Source organism: Rathayibacter sp. AY1H2 (assembly GCF_002931985.1).
GTDB lineage: Bacteria > Actinomycetota > Actinomycetes > Actinomycetales > Microbacteriaceae > Rathayibacter.
In genome coordinates, this window is the sequence record NZ_PSUV01000010.1 from 35887 (window position 1) to 50207 (window position 14321).

Sequence of the window (14321 nt, forward strand, 5' to 3'; positions counted from 1 at the left end):
GGGCTGGCGCCGCCTCCGAGGATCGGGTAGCGCGTCAGTCCAGCTCGGTCGGGCGCGCCGGCTCGGCCAGCAGGGCGCGCGCCGCCATCCCGATCACCGCGCTGTAGGTGGGGTAGGCGAAGCGGACGTTCGCGAGGGTCGCGAGGTCGACTCCGGCCGCCATCGCCGTGGTCACCGACTGCACGACCTCGATCGCGTTCTCGCCGACCGCGTGCGCACCGAGCAGCAGCTCGCGGCGCCGGTCGGCGATCAGCGTGAGGAACCCGTTCTCGCGGTCGTCGATGACGGCGCGGTCCAGGTGCGAGAACGGCACCGAGGCGACGACGCACTGCGGGTCGCGCTCGCGGGCCTGCTCCTGCGTGAAGCCGACGCCCGCGTAGTCCGGGTCCGTGAATCCGCCCGCGGGCAGGAGGAACTGGGGCGTGCGCCGGTTCGCGCCGAGCACCGCGTTCTCGGCGGCGGCCTCCGCCTCGAACTGCGCCGCCTGGACGAGCATGTCGCGCCCGTTCGCGTCGCCGACCGCGAAGATGTGCGGCACCACCGTGCGGAAGTACTGATCGGCGGGGATCGCCGAGCGGACGACCTCGATGCCCGCGTTCTCGAGTCCGAGGTCCTCGACGTCGGCGGGCCAGCCGGTGGCCATGATCACCACGTCGACCTCGGCCGTCCGGTCCTCGCCGCCCTCGCGCCACGCGATCGCGAGCGAGCCGTCGTCCTGCCGCTCGATGCCCGACACCGTCTCGATCCCGGTGCGGACGCGGACGCCCTGGCGCTCGAAGGCGGCGCCGACGTGCTCGGAGATGCTGGAGTCGGAGGTCATCAGGATCCGCGGGGCGACGTCGAGGAGCGTCACCTCGGAGCCGAAGGCATTGAAGACGGTGACGAGCTGGGCGCCCGTGTTGCCGCCGCCGATCACGGCGACGCGGCGCGGCAGCTCGGTCAGCCCGAGCACGTCCTCCGGCACGGTCGCGAGCTCGGCGCCCGGGATCGGCAGCCGCCGCGAGTGCCCGCCGACGCAGACCATGATCGAGCGCGCGCGGATCCGCCTCCCGCTGTCGAGCACGAGGGTGCTCTCGTCGACGAAGCGGGCGCGGCCCTCGTGGATCAGGTCGACCCCCGCCTCCTCGAACCGCTGCGCCTCGCGCTTGATCGAGCGCACCAGGTCGACGCGCTCGTGCACGTGGCGCACGGTCGCGGCCCAGTCGAGGACGGGAGTGCCGATCTCGATCCCGTAGTCGCCGGCGGAGCGGGTCTCGCGCATCATCCGCGCCGTCTTCGCGAGGACGCGGGTGGGCACGCAGCCGGTGTTGACGCAGGTGCCGCCGACGCGCGCGGCCTCGAGCACGACCACGCGCGCTCCCAGCTCCGCGGCGCGGAGGGCGGCGGCCGTCCCCGCGGGTCCTGCGCCGATGACGGCGACGTCGTACTCGGCCTGCTCGGGAGTGCTGTCGGGCACGGGGACCTCCGGTTCTGGGTGTGCTCCGATCCTGCCGCTCCGCGCCCGGCGGCACCCGGCCTTGACAGCCCGCCCGCGGACCGGCGTCGCGGGCGTCCCGACGCTGAACATCGGCCGAGGACGGTTGCCCGGCGGGCGCCCGGCACGGTGGGATGACCGGGTGGGCTGCGGCGGGGGACTCGGGCGGAAGGCGCTCCGATGAGCGCCCGCACCTTCGGGGTGGAGGAGGAGTACCTCCTCGTCGACGCCGGCACGTTCCTCCCGACGCCCGCGGCGCCGCTGCTGCTCGGCTCCGTCCGCGGCTCCGCGGCGGTCGCCCTGGCCGCCGAGCTCAAGGCGGAGCAGATCGAGGCGGTCGGCGCTCCCGCCCGCACGCACGACGCGCTGCTGGCCGGACTGCGCGAGGGCCGCCGCCTGGCCGACGACTCCGCCCGCGAGGTCGGCGCCCGCGCCGTCGCGGTCGCGACCAGCCCCGCCGCGTTCGAGCCGCACCTCTCGGCCGACGAGCGCTACGACCGGATGGCCGAGCGCTTCGGCCTCGTCGCCCGCGAGCAGTTCACCTGCGGCCTGCACGTCCATGTCGGGATCGGGTCGCCGGAGGAGGGGATCGCGGTCCTCGACCGGCTGCGCGGCTGGCTGCCCGCCCTCCTCGCCCTGAGCACCAACTCCCCGCTGAGCGCCGGCGTCGACACCGGCTTCGCCAGCTGGCGCTACCAGTCGTGGGGGCGCTGGCCCACCGCCGGCCCGGTCGGGATCTGGGGCGACCTCGAGCAGTACCGGAGCGTCGTCGCCTCCCTCACCTCCTGCGGCGTGCTGCTGGACGAGGGGATGCTCTACTTCGACGCCCGTCTCTCCCGTGCGCACCCGACCGTCGAGGTGCGCATCGCCGATGTCCCGCTGCACGCCGAGGACTCGGCGCTGATCGCCGTCCTGATCCGGGCGCTCGCCGAGACGGCCGTGCGCGACGCGGGCGCCGGGGTCCCGCCCATGCCGCTGCCGACTCCGGTGATCGCCGTCTCCTCCTGGCTGGCGAGCCGCCACGGCACGACCGGCGACCTCATCGATCCGGTCGACGGCTGCCCGGTCCCCGCCTCCGCGGTACTGGCGCGCCTGCTCGACCACGCGGGTCGGGCGCTGGCGGAGTCGGGCGACGAGGAGGTCGCGGCGTGCGGCGTCGAGCGGGTCCTGGCGCGGGGCACGGGCGCCGAGCGGCAGCGCGCGGTGTGGGAGCGGACGGCGTCCGCGACCGAGGTGATCGCGGACGCGGCGGAGGCGACGCGCGCCTAGCGGCTCGCTGGTCGCGGGCTCACGGCTCGCTGGTCGCGGCCTCGGCGGTTCAGGGCTCGCTGGTCGCGGGGTCCGGTGACCCGGAATCCACCGTTCCGGACTCCACCGATCCGGACTCCTCCGCCTCGGGCTGCGGTGACTCCGGCACCAGCTGGTAGCCGCCCTCGATCGTCCCGTCCGGGCGGAGCAGGATCTGCGTGTACACCGGGGCGCCGCTGCGGAGCGTCGTACCGCTGACCCGGAGGGGCTCCCCGGCGAAGAACGCCTCCGAGCCGGTGCAGCCGGCGAAGAAGGACGCGTCCGGGCGCTGCACGGCGAGGCACACCGTGGTGCCGTTCGGCTCGGTGATCAGCAGGCGGTCGTTCTCGGCGGTGTCGAACCCGGAGCCGTAGACGACGGCCTCCCCGGCGAGCAGGGCGAGGCCCGGCGGGACGTCGGTGGTCGGCTCCCAGCCCTCGACGAGCGCGGCGAAGCGGTCGGCGGGATCCGCGGAGGCGGTCGGCGGGGCGACGGGGTCCGCGGGCGGAGGGAGGAGGAGCGCGGTGGGGACGATCGCGCCGACCGCGGCTCCGCCGACGATCGCGGCGGCGAGCACGAGGCGGCGGCGGCGCGGGTGCGGCGTCCGCGGGGCCGGCCGGTCGGGGTGCTCGGCGGGCGACTCCGGAGTCCCGGAGCCGGCGGTCGCCGACAGCGGGAGTGCGGTCGCGGGCAGGGGGAGAAGCGAGTCGGTCGCCGTCCAGGGATGCGCCGCGCCCGGCTGCGCCATGGACGGCGCGGCGCCGGTCTGAGCGCCGGACCGCGTCACTCCGGGAGGCGCGTCCTCCGCCTCCAGCTCGCCGAGCCGTCGCAGCGCCTCGCGCCGCTCGTCCCGGTCGGCGCCGTCGTCGCGGGGTCGGGCCGACAGGATCCGCTCGAGATCCCTGCGCTCGTCGTCCTCGGCCTGCACTCCGTCAGTATGGCGGCGCCGGACACGGGAACGGCCCGCGACCCCCGGGACTCCGCCTTTTCAGCGGTGTCCCGGTGGCCGCGGGCCGTTCCGGTGCGGGCGTCAGCCCGACGGGTTCTCGACCGGGTCGCCCTCGGGGTCGGTGGCCGTCTCGGGGTCGACGTGCTCGGGGTCGGTGGTCTGCGGGTCCTCGGGAGTGTTCTTCTCGGTCATCGGATCCTCCTTGTCGCTGGATGCGGAACGTGCGGACAGATTCCACGCTACGGCGGGAGCTCCGTGGAGCGCGCCCGGTTGACTCCGCCGCCCGGTGTCCGGAACCGAGGTCAGGAGCGGCGGATCCGCCCGAGCGGCCCGTCACGCTGCTTCCGGCCTCGGCTCCGGACGCCGCTCGCCTCAGCCGGCCCCTTCACCCGTGGCAGCCGCGGGCCTCCACCGCAAGGCCTGGCAGCGCTCTGTCGCGATTCGTACGCTGAACCCATCGAGCCGAGGAGCAGCAGCGCCACATGATCCGCACCACCGTCACCATCGAGGGCAAGACCTACGGGCTGTCCCAGGGGACCGACGTCGCCGAGCTGAAGCGGTCGGCGACCGAGGCGACGCAGGCCGGAGGAGGCCTCGTCGACTTCGTGATCGTGGGCAACCGCCAGGTCAGCGTCCTGATCTCGACAGGTGTTCCGGTGATCTTCGAGGAGCTCGAGGTGCCGGACGACGACCGCGACACCGGTGACGTCCACCAGCCGTGGGACGACATCGACTACCTCGACTGACCCCGTCCTCCCGGTCGCGCCGAGTCGCTGCCGGGTCCCAGACGCCTGAGGGGCGCCGCCGGCTGGACCCGGCGTCTCTCGGGCACCTCGTGCCGCGCTACTCCGCGGACTCGCTCTCGGCCAGCTCGCCCTCGACCAGCGTGCGGGCGGCCGAGGCGAGGGCCGAGCGGATGCGCTCCGCCGGCTCCTGCAGCATCGCCGCGATCGCGTCGACGTCGTGGCCGCCGGTGTGCCGGAGCAGCCAGGCCTGGCGCTCGAGCGTCGGCAGGGCGTGCAGGCGGCGGTGGAAGCCCGAGCGCAGCAGGTCGTCCTCGCGGATCGCCGGCGGGGCCTGCTCGGCGCGCTCCATCGCGGAGCCGCCGCGCTGCACGCTCGCGCGTCCGACCTCGGAGCGCATCAGGTCGAGGGCGCCCGTGTCGTCGAGTCCCTGCGGCCGTCCGCTGCGGACGGTGACCGCCGCGTGGCGGAGGGCGGCGCTCGCCGCGGAGTCCGACAGCGTGAGGCGGTAGGCGTACGCGTAGAGGCCGAGGGCGCGGTTCTCGAGGGCGCGGCCGGCGAGCAGCTCGCCCTGCTGCTGCGACTGCGTCATGCCGACGGCGGCGACGGGTCTGTCGTAGGTGGTCACGGTGACTCCTCGGCTCCGCGCGCTCCCGGTCGGGAAACGCGTCGGAGGCGATGCTAGGGAGTCGAGAACGATCGTTCTACCCTTGACTTCTCGGAATCTTTTTCGATGCGTGCGCATGGAAGCGCTTTCCCGACAACCGTCCTGGAAAGTGGAAGCGCTCTCACTCCCGCGCCGAGAGGATGCAGAACTCGTTGCCCTCCGGGTCGGCGAGCACGACCCAGGACTGCTCGCCCTGCCCGACATCGGACCGCGTCGCCCCCAGGCCGACCAGCCGCGCGACCTCCGCCTCCTGGTCGTCCGGCACGAAATCCAGGTGCAGGCGGTTCTTCACGGTCTTGCGCTCGGGTACGTCGAGGAAGAGGAGGCTCGGCCCGCGGCCCGACGGGGCGAGCAGCTCGATGCCGTCCTCGTCCTCGTCCACGACGTCCCAGCCGAGCGCCTCCTGCCACCAGTGCCCGAGGGTCCGGAAGTCGGTGCAGTCGACGATGATCTCTTCGAGTCGGAGGGCCATGCACCGACGCTAATCGGCGCGGGGCGTGTCGGGGAAGTGCGTCCGGCGGGTCCGCGCGGCGCCGCGGCTCCGTCCGGCCGTGTCGTCCGCGGGACGGGTGCCCGTGCCGGTTCGGCACGACGGCTGGCGGCCGGAGCGGCGGCGCGGCATCCTCGACGCGGGTGCCTCTGCGCCCCGGGGACGAGGAGCAGCATGAGCACCGCACGCGAGCAGTGGGAGGCGCGCTACGCCGACTCCGATCGGATCTGGTCGGGCCGGCCGAACGCGACGCTGGTCGGGCTGGTCGGCTCGCTGCCGCCGGGCCGCGCCCTCGACCTCGGCGCCGGCGAGGGGGCGGACGCGCTGTGGCTGGCGTCGCTCGGCTGGCGCGTGACCGGGCTCGACCTCTCCGAGACGGCGCTGGGCCGGGCGCGCGCGGCCGCGGCCGAGCGGGGCGCCGACGTGGACTTCGTGCAGGCCGACCTCGCCGAGGACTGGCCGGTCGTGGGGGAGTTCGATCTGGTGACGGCGAGCTTCCTGCACTCGATGGCCGAGTTCCCGCGGATCGACGTGCTGCGGCGGGCGGCCTCCGTCGTCGCTCCCGGCGGCCGCCTCGCCGTCGTCTCGCACGCCGCACCCCCGCCGTGGGCGAGCGGCGACGACAACCGCCACGGAGCGATGCACCTCGTCGGCCCCGAGGAGGAGCTCGCCGAGCTGGCCCTCGACCCCGCCGAGTGGACCGCGGAGCTCGTCGAGACGAGGGAGCGCGCCGTGACCGCTCCCGACGGCACGGCAGCCGTGCTCCTGGACGGCGTGATGCTCCTGCAGCGACGCGGCTGAGCAGGCGCCGCTCGAGGACCCGCGGCCGGGCTAGCGTGGTCCGCGACCCCGACCCCGCAGGAGGCGCCGATGCCGCTCGATCCGTACCTCGCCGCCCGGCTGCCCCTCCTGGCCGGCCTCGCGTATCCGCTCGACGCCGAGCAGGCCGCCCGCATGGCCGCGTTCGAGGAGGATCCGGGGCCCTGGTCGCTGCCCGAGGGGATCGACGTCGTCACGGAGACCGCGTCCGGCCCGCACGGACCGGTCCCGCTGCGCGTGTACTCGCCCGGCGCGCCCGAGCGCGCTCTGCTCTGGGTGCACGGAGGAGGGTTCGCCGCCGGCAGCATCGACATGCGCGAGTCGCACGTCGTCGCGGCGGAGCTCGCCCACCGGGCGCGGGCCCGGGTCGTCTCCGTCGACTACCGGCTCGCCGGCCCCGACGTCCGCTACCCCGTCCCGCTCGACGACGTGCACGCCGCCTGGCGGCACCTCCGCAGCACGGAGTCCGGATCCACACCCGTCGCGATGGGCGGCGCGAGCGCGGGAGCGGCCCTGGCCCTCGGTGCGGTCCTCCGCGAGCGCGACGCCGGTGCGCGGCTGCCGGAGCACGTGCTCCTGGCCTACCCCTTCGCCCACTTCCCCAACCCCGCCGTCGACGACGCGATCGCGGCCGAGCTGCGCGAGCTGCCGCCGGTCCTCCGCTTCCCTCCGTCGAGCATCGAGGGCATGGTGCGCACCTACCTCGGGCGGATCTCCGACCTCCCCGTCGAGGCGCTGCCCGGCTCCGCGCCGCTGGCGGGTCTGCCTCCGGTCACGGTCCTCGTGAACGAGTACGACGAGCTGCGGGGGTCAGCGGAGCTGCTCCTGCGCCAGCTCGCGGAGGCGGGCGTCGCCGTGACCGGGCACCTGGCCGCCGGCATGCCCCACGGGCACCTCAATCGGACGCCGGCGCTGCCCGAGGTCGACCGCTCGCTGCACCTCTTCGCCGCCCAGCTGCGCGCGATGGGCTGAGGCGCTCTGCCCCGTCCCGTCCCGCTCTGCCCGCTCAGCTCAGGCGCGGTCCGCACCGTCCCGCTCAGGCGCGGTCGTGCAGGGTGACGTGGTAGCCGTCCGGGTCGGCGAAGGTGAAGGTGCGCCCGAACGGGCCGTCGATGGGAGCCGCGACGACGGGGTGCCCGTCGGCGTCGAGCGCGTCGTGGATCTCCTGCACGCCGGTCGCGTGCAGCCAGATCGCGGCGCCCATACCGGGGCGGGAGGCGGAGTCGAGGTCGGTGCCGGGCGCGAGGTCGCGCAGGGCGAAGGCGATCGGAGTCGTCGCGAAGACGACGGCGTGCGGCGGGCCGGCGGGCGAGCGGACCAGGCCGAGGTACTGCTCGTAGAACGCCTGGGACGCCGCGAGGTCGCGGACCTGGAGTGAGACGAAGTCGGGGCCGGTGACGGGCATGGGGTTCCTCCTCGGTTGTGTCAGCTTTCTGACACATTGGAGCGTATGTCAGAATACTGACATGAGTCAAGACGGCATCGACCTCGAGACCTCGCTCGGCTACCTCCTCAAGGAGGCCTCGAGCGCCCTGCGCGCGGCGATGGAGGCGGTGCTCCGCCCGCTCGGGATGACGGTCACCCACTACTCCTGCCTCGAGCTCCTCGCCCAGCGGCCGGGCCTCTCGAACTCGGAGCTCGCGCGGGGCGCCTTCGTCACCCGGCAGTCGATGAACGTCCTGCTGCAGACTCTGGAGCGCGACGGCGTCGTCACCCGCCCCGACGCGGCTCCGGTCGGCAAGGCGCTCCCCGCCCGGCTCACCGAGCGCGGACGCCGCAGCCTCGCCGAGGCCTCCTCCGCCGTCCGCGGGGTGGAGCTGCGGATGCTGGAGGGGCTCGCGGAGGAGGAGCGGCAGGCGGCGGCGCGCCTGCTCCGCGGCATGATCCGGTCGCTGCGCGCGGACGACCGCACCTGAGGCCGCGCTGTTCCGCCGTCTGTAGGAACGGGCGCCGCGCGCTCGCCGGTACGGTCGCGCTCATGGCAGCAGGAGGAGCGGTGCGCCCGCTCGACGTCGGGATCGTCGGCGGCTCGATCGGCGGACTGTTCGCCGCGGCCCTGCTCGTCCGCGACGGGCACCGCGTGACGGTCCTCGAGCGGTCGGCGACGGGCCTGTCGCGGGAGGCGCCGGGCTGGTCGCCCAGCAGGACCTGATCGACCTCCTGCACGCGATCGGCCGCGACGACGAGGCGCGGGTCGGCGTCGTCGCGCACGAGCGGATCACCCTCGACCGCTCCGGGCGCGTGATCGGCCGCGACCCCTCCCCGCAGACGCAGGTGTCGTGGGACCACCTCGACGACACGCTCCGCTCGCGGCTCCCCGCCGACCGCTACCTCCTCGGTCACGCCGTCGCCGGGGTGCGCCCCTCGACCGGGACGGACCCGGTCGTCGTCGAGCTGCGCGACGGGAGCGGCCTGGAGTTCGACGTCGTCATCGGAGCCGACGGCCTCGGATCCGTCATGCGCGCGGCGGTCGCGCCCGAGGCGCCGGGGAACCGCTACGCCGGCTACTCGACCTGGCGCGGGCTGATCCCGGAGTCGGCGCTCTCCGCCGAGGCCGCGGCGACTCTGCTCGGACGCTTCGCCTTCTACACCGCGCCCGGCGAGCACATGCTCGGCTACCTCGTCCCCGGACCAGCCGGCGAGGTGGAGCCCGGCCGACGGCGCTACAACTGGGTCTGGTACCGGCCCCTCTCCGAGGACGCCCTCCGCGGAGTGATGACGGCGTCCGGCCGTCCACCGGAGAGCGTGTCCCTCGCGCCCGGCGACCTCGCTCCCGATCTCCGCCGCCGGCTCGAGGAGGACGCGCTCGACCGCCTGCCGCCGGCCTTCGCGGCCGCCGTCCTGGCCGAGCCGCAGCCCTTCCTGCAGGCGATCGTCGACTACGTCCCGCCGCGGACGGTCCGCGGCCGGGTCGCCCTCCTCGGTGACGCCGCCGTGACGGTGCGGCCGCACACGGCCATGGGCGCGGCCAAGGCGGCGGGCGACGCGCTGGCCCTCGCCGGCTCCCTCGCGCGGCACCCGGTCGACGAGGCGCTCCAGCGCTACGAGGCCGAGCGGCTCCCCGTCGGCCGCGCCATCGCCGAGTACGGCAGGCGCGTGGGCCGCTCGATCCCGCTGCTGTCCGAGTGACCGCAGCAGCATGCGCCCGGCCGAACCCGGATCGACGGCGCGAGCCGATCCTCGGTCGGAGCGGACATGGCTCGCGCTCGCCCTTCAGCGTGCAGGGTCCGATGCGCTGCCCGGCGGCGACTCGAAGGGAAGCTGGAACGGGGGTTCGCAGCATCGCATGGTCGCCACCACGTGGCGCCGGCGCGGACGATTGCAGTCGATAGCGACGAATTAGGTTTCGGCTAGAGGTGACTATCATCGGCTAGATGTTGCCTGAGCAGAACCCCTACAGCCCTGGATCCGGTCGGCGGCCGCCCGAGCTCGTTGGTCGGACTGGCGAGCTCGAAGCGTTCGACACGATCCGCGCTCGTGTCACGCATGGAATGAGCGATCGCGGCATCGTCCTCACGGGCCTCCGCGGCGTCGGCAAGACGGTGCTGTTGAACGAGATGCACCGCATGGCGGAGTCGTTCGAGTGGCTCACGGTGCGCCTCGAGGCGCGTCGGGATGAAGGCGGCGCGCGGGCCGTACGGCGTGCCCTGGCTCGAGAGCTCGTCGTGTCCGCTCGCAAGCTCACCCGCTCGAAGCCGACGGCGCTGATGCGAGAAGCACTCGGCACGATCTCCTCGTTCAATGCGAAGGTCGGTGCAACGGGGATCGAACTCGGAGTCGCACTCAACGACGGACGTGCCGACTCCGGCGACGCTGAAGTCGACCTCCTCGAGCTCGTCGAAGACGTTTCCACCGCTCTGGGGGAGCGTCGTCGTGCCTTCGGTGTGTTCGTCGATGAGATGCAGGACCTCGATGCGGAGACGATGGGTGCGCTCATCGCCGCTCAGCATGCGGCGAACCAGCGGGAGTGGCCGTTCTACATCATCGCCGCCGGCCTCCCGAATCTCCCCCGTGTCCTCACCGAGACGCGTTCGTACGCCGAGCGCCTCTTCAACTACCGACAGATAGGCACCTTCTCTCGCGACGATGCGGCGCACGCTCTCCGAGAGCCCGCGGAGCGGCTCGGCGCTGAGTTCGCTCCCGATGCGCTCGAGATTCTCCTCGAAGCCGCAGGCGGCTACCCGTACTTCATTCAGGAGTACGGGCAGGCCGCATGGAACCTCTCCAGTCGTCTTGTCACTCTGGCCGACGCCACGGCAGCAGTGCAGTACGGGACCGAACAGCTCGATGCCGGATTCTTCCGCTCACGATGGCAGCGAGCCACGCGCTCAGAGCGACGAATGCTCCGCGCCATGGCAGCCGACGGTGAGGGACCCTCCTCCACCGCTCTCGTCACGCAGCGAATGGGTATCCCGACAACCAGCCTCGGGCCCTACCGTGCCGCGCTCATCAGCAAAGGACTGGTCTACTCACCCGAGCACGGCCAGATCGCCTTCACGGTCCCCGGCATGGCTGGATACGTCGACCGCCACCACGAGGACCTCGACGACGGGAGCCCGAGCGTCTGAAGTCGACCAGACGTCTCCTCTCTCAAGGGCTCGGAGTCCGGTCGCGTACGGGACGTCGCAGAACAGTAGGCCTGGGGAGGCATCAAGACGGAGAACCAGGGACGGCCCTGATCTTCCGGCTGGTCTCCTCAGGTGAGCCGAGGTCCGTGCTCGTCACGAGTTCATCCGCCGCCCCCGCCTGGCCGCTCCCCGCCGTCCGCCGCGCGTCCCTTGCTCCTCGACCGCGGAGACGGCACCCTCGGGTGACGGCCCACGGCGAAGGAGACGCATGGACGACGACGGACTCCTGGCTGCGCTGCTGCGGGGACGGCCGGCGACGCTGGCCGACGCGGCGGAGCTGACCCACATCGACGCGGCCGAGGTCGCCGCGGCGATCGAGCGGCTCCGCGGCCGGGGGCTCATGGGCGGCGAGGGCGAGCAGCTCGACTTCCCGGCGCCGATGGAGTGGGCGGCCGCGGCCATCGCCCGGCACACCGAGTCGGCGCGGCGGGCGGGCAGGGAGTCCCTGGACGGGATCGAGCGCGTCGTCGCGGGCCTGCCGATGCTGCTCGGCGCCTGGCGGGTCGGCGAGGACACGTCGGATCCCGTGCCGACCCTCCTCCGCCACGGTCCGCACGCGTCCGAGGACCTCTGGTTCGACCTCGTCCGCCGCGACTCCGGCTCGCTCGTGGCGGTGCTCCCGAACGTGGAGCGTTTCCTCGACCCGCCGACGGAGCGGGCGATCCGCTTCGGGCACGCGCTCGCGGCGAAGGACCGGGTGCGCGTCATCATGCCGGCCGCCGGCGCGCGCGACCCGCGGGTGCTCGCCCGGGTGGAGGCGTACCAGGCGGCGGGCGTCGAGTACCGGCTCCTCGAGAGCCCGCCGAGCTGGTTCTGGGTCGACGGCGACCACCTCGCCGTCCCGTTCGAGTGGGGCGAGACGAAGCCGACCAGCGTGCTCGGCGTGCGCCATGCGGCGCTGGCCGGGCTGGTCGAGTCGTACTTCGAGGTCCTGTGGCGGCAGGCCGCTCCGATCGGCGCCGTCGACCAGAGCTGGCTGCCGCTGCTCCGGCTGATGCGCCAGGGCGTCACGCTCGAGACCGCGTCGCACCGGCTCGGCATGAACCCTCGGACCGGCCGCCGCCGCGTGGCCGCCGCGATGGAGCACTACGGAGTGGCGACGCTCTTCGCGCTCGGCACGGCGTGGGCGGCGGACTCGCGCACCCGCGACGGCGACGCCGGTGCCGGCGAGTCGGTGCTCGTCGATCCGGAGGCGCTCGAGCCGGGAGCGCTGGACGACGGCGAGATCGACCTCGCCGAGACGGTGCCGCGCGATTGAGCCCCCGCGGGACCGAGCCGTGCGGCCGACCCCTCGACGCCTTCGGGTGGCCATGAGGAGTCGGCCGATGCGCCCGCCCGGGCACCTCTCCAGTGTCCGGACGTGACCACGGCGGGGACAAGAGCCTGTAGCGGACACGTCCGCAAGAGGACACCGCACCCGGGAGCGGATCGCCGGCGCTCCCGCTCGGAGGCGGGCGCGTGCCAGGCTTGCCGCATGGATCTCGAGGTGCGGCCGGGGCTCGTCGTCCCCGCATCGGAGCTGCAGTGGCGGTTCTCGCGCTCCTCCGGGCCCGGCGGGCAGCACGTGAACACCTCCGACAGCCGCGTGCAGCTCACCTGGAGCGTCGAGGAGTCGACGGCCCTCTCGGACGAGCAGCGCTCGCGCCTGCTCGAGCGCCTCGGGAGGCGGCTCGTCTCCGGGGCGGTCACCGTCACGGTGGCGCAGGAGCGCTCGCAGCTGCGCAACCGCGAGACGGCCCTCGAGCTGCTCCGCGGGATCATCACCGCGGCCCTCGCGCCTCCCTCCGCCCCGCGGCGCCCGACCCGGCCCACGCGCGGCTCCACCCGCCGCCGGCTCGCCGCGAAGCAGCAGCGCTCCGAGACGAAGCAGCAGCGCCGGCGGCCGCCCGGCGACTGAGCGGAGCCGGGGGTCCGTCCGGCGGGTGCGCCAGGCCGCGGTGCCCCGGTCGCGCCGGACCCGGCTCAGGGAGTGAAGAACGCCTCGATCGCCGCGGTCAGGGCGACCAGGTCGTCCACGTGGGCGAGCTCGCGCGCCGAGTGCATCGAGAGCAGCGGCACTCCCACGTCGACCGTGGAGATGCCGAGCCGGGTCGCGGTCAGCGGGCCGATCGTGGATCCGCACGGCACCGAGTTGTTCGAGACGAACTCCTGGTACCCGACCCCGGCGCGCTCGCAGACGCCCGCCCACAGCGCCGCACCGCGCGCATCCGTCGCGTAGCGCTGCGTCGCGTTGATCTTGAGCAGCGGCCCCTTCCCGGCGACCGGCTGGTTCGACGGGTCGTGCTTCTCGGAGTAGTTGGGGTGCACCGAGTGGCCCGCATCGGCCGAGAGGCACCAGGAGGCGGCGATCGCCCGGGCGCGCTCGTCGACGCCGGCGCCGAGGGCCGTGCCGATGCGCGAGAGGACGTCCTCGAGGAACGGCCCGCTCGCTCCGGACCGGCTCGCCGAGCCGAGCTCCTCGTGGTCGAAGGCGGCGAGCACGCTGATGTGCGCGGGCGGCGCCGCGGGATCGGCGCTCGCCGCGAGGAGCGCGACGAGGCCGGCGTGCACGGAGCTGAGGTCGTCCATCCGCCCGGCGGCGAGGAACATCTCGTCGAGGCCGAAGCGGCGCGGCGCCTGCGTGTCGGCGGTGAGCAGGTCGTAGCCGGCGATGTCGGAGGCGTCGTCGAGCCCGGCGTGCGCGGCGAGCAGCTGGAGCAGGTCGACCTCGGAGGCGTCGCCGATGCCGAACACGGGGACGGTGTGCTTCTGGCGGTCGAGGGTGAGTCCCTCGTTCGCCGTGCGGTCGAGGTGGATCGCGAGCTGCGGGATGCGCAGCAGCGGGCCGGTCCGGAGCAGGCGCGTCGAGCCGTCGCGGGTGACCACGCGCCCGGCCAGCTCGAGCTCGCGGTCGAGCCAGGAGTTGAGCAGCGGGCCGCCGTAGATCTCGACGCCGGCCTGCAGCCAGCCCTTCGAGCCGATCGTCGGCCGGGGCTTGAGCATGAAGCCGGGGGAGTCGGTGTGGGCGCCCAGGATGCGGAAGGGCGTGGTCGCCCCGGAGCCCTCGGGCAGGTGCCAGGCGATGATCGCGCCGTCGCGGACGACGTAGTACCGGCCGGGCTCCGCGGGCCACGCCTGCGTCTCGTCCAGCCCCGTGAATCCGGCTCCCTCGAGGCGCCGCGCCGCCTCGGCGGCCGCGTGGTACGAGGAGGGGGAGGCGGTCAGGAACTCGGCGAAGTCGGCGATGTGGTCGTCACGCGTGGTCATCCCTCCAGTGAAGCACGC

At 74.1% G+C, this 14321-nt stretch carries 16 protein-coding genes; 10 read left to right on the top strand and 6 right to left on the bottom strand.

What is annotated here, in order from left to right; all coding sequences use genetic code 11:
- Positions 1-34 precede the first annotated feature (34 nt).
- A complete protein-coding gene (locus C5C29_RS08890; protein ID WP_258061280.1) occupies positions 35-1456 on the bottom strand; it encodes an NAD(P)/FAD-dependent oxidoreductase in 1422 nt (473 codons plus the stop codon).
- 198 nt (positions 1457-1654) lie between these two features.
- Between C5C29_RS08890 and C5C29_RS08895 the strand changes: the two genes are divergently transcribed.
- Positions 1655-2743 carry a glutamate--cysteine ligase gene (locus tag C5C29_RS08895; RefSeq protein WP_104308276.1) on the top strand — a complete coding sequence of 363 codons (1089 nt, stop codon included), beginning with the start codon at positions 1655-1657 and terminating at the stop codon, positions 2741-2743.
- A 49-nt stretch (positions 2744-2792) separates the two neighbouring features.
- Here C5C29_RS08895 and C5C29_RS08900 read toward each other — a convergent pair whose 3' ends face one another.
- On the bottom strand, positions 2793-3689 hold the full coding sequence (locus C5C29_RS08900) for a hypothetical protein (protein WP_104308277.1): 897 nt from the start codon (positions 3687-3689) through the stop codon (positions 2793-2795).
- Between the two features lie 503 nt (positions 3690-4192).
- Here C5C29_RS08900 and C5C29_RS08905 point away from each other — a divergent pair.
- Positions 4193-4456 carry a hypothetical protein gene (locus tag C5C29_RS08905; RefSeq protein WP_104224053.1) on the top strand — a complete coding sequence of 88 codons (264 nt, stop codon included), beginning with the start codon at positions 4193-4195 and terminating at the stop codon, positions 4454-4456.
- A 97-nt stretch (positions 4457-4553) separates the two neighbouring features.
- Here C5C29_RS08905 and C5C29_RS08910 read toward each other — a convergent pair whose 3' ends face one another.
- Both C5C29_RS08910 and C5C29_RS08915 read right to left on the bottom strand, forming a co-directional pair.
- Positions 4554-5081 (bottom strand): hypothetical protein, encoded by a 528-nt coding sequence (locus tag C5C29_RS08910; RefSeq protein ID WP_104224052.1) that lies wholly within the window; start codon positions 5079-5081, stop codon positions 4554-4556.
- 160 nt (positions 5082-5241) lie between these two features.
- Positions 5242-5592 (bottom strand): VOC family protein, encoded by a 351-nt coding sequence (locus C5C29_RS08915; RefSeq protein WP_104224051.1) that lies wholly within the window; start codon positions 5590-5592, stop codon positions 5242-5244.
- Between the two features lie 192 nt (positions 5593-5784).
- On the opposite strand from C5C29_RS08915, the gene C5C29_RS08920 reads away from it, so the two are divergent.
- Together C5C29_RS08920 and C5C29_RS08925 are read left to right on the top strand one after the other, a co-directional pair.
- On the top strand, positions 5785-6411 hold the full coding sequence (locus C5C29_RS08920) for a class I SAM-dependent methyltransferase (RefSeq protein ID WP_104308278.1): 627 nt from the start codon (positions 5785-5787) through the stop codon (positions 6409-6411).
- A gap of 69 nt (positions 6412-6480) precedes the next feature.
- Complete coding sequence (locus C5C29_RS08925) at positions 6481-7401, top strand: alpha/beta hydrolase fold domain-containing protein (protein WP_104308279.1); 921 nt, start codon at positions 6481-6483, stop codon at positions 7399-7401.
- 64 nt (positions 7402-7465) lie between these two features.
- Here the strand turns inward: C5C29_RS08925 and C5C29_RS08930 are convergent, their stop codons facing one another.
- Positions 7466-7834, bottom strand: a complete 369-nt coding sequence (locus C5C29_RS08930; protein ID WP_104308280.1) for a VOC family protein — start codon at positions 7832-7834, stop codon at positions 7466-7468.
- A 61-nt stretch (positions 7835-7895) separates the two neighbouring features.
- On the opposite strand from C5C29_RS08930, the gene C5C29_RS08935 reads away from it, so the two are divergent.
- From C5C29_RS08935 to arfB, 6 genes are all read left to right on the top strand, one after another.
- Entirely contained in the window at positions 7896-8345 is a 450-nt protein-coding gene (locus C5C29_RS08935; RefSeq protein ID WP_104269566.1) for a MarR family winged helix-turn-helix transcriptional regulator, read from the top strand.
- Between the two features lie 62 nt (positions 8346-8407).
- Entirely contained in the window at positions 8408-8581 is a 174-nt protein-coding gene (locus tag C5C29_RS17335) for an NAD(P)-binding protein (protein WP_219813779.1), read from the top strand.
- Positions 8582-8598: 17 nt separating this feature from the next.
- Positions 8599-9558, top strand: a complete 960-nt coding sequence (locus C5C29_RS08940) for an FAD-dependent monooxygenase (protein ID WP_258069484.1) — start codon at positions 8599-8601, stop codon at positions 9556-9558.
- Positions 9559-9803: 245 nt separating this feature from the next.
- Complete coding sequence (locus C5C29_RS08945; RefSeq protein WP_104225860.1) at positions 9804-10997, top strand: ATP-binding protein; 1194 nt, start codon at positions 9804-9806, stop codon at positions 10995-10997.
- 268 nt (positions 10998-11265) lie between these two features.
- The gene (locus tag C5C29_RS08950) at positions 11266-12315 is read left to right on the top strand and encodes a hypothetical protein (RefSeq protein ID WP_104308281.1); all 1050 of its coding nucleotides are present in this window, start codon (positions 11266-11268) and stop codon (positions 12313-12315) included.
- 216 nt (positions 12316-12531) lie between these two features.
- Positions 12532-12954 (top strand): alternative ribosome rescue aminoacyl-tRNA hydrolase ArfB, encoded by a 423-nt coding sequence (arfB, locus tag C5C29_RS08955; RefSeq protein WP_104224044.1) that lies wholly within the window; start codon positions 12532-12534, stop codon positions 12952-12954.
- A gap of 65 nt (positions 12955-13019) precedes the next feature.
- Here the strand turns inward: arfB and C5C29_RS08960 are convergent, their stop codons facing one another.
- On the bottom strand, positions 13020-14303 hold the full coding sequence (locus C5C29_RS08960; RefSeq protein ID WP_104308282.1) for a M18 family aminopeptidase: 1284 nt from the start codon (positions 14301-14303) through the stop codon (positions 13020-13022).
- Positions 14304-14321 lie beyond the last annotated feature (18 nt).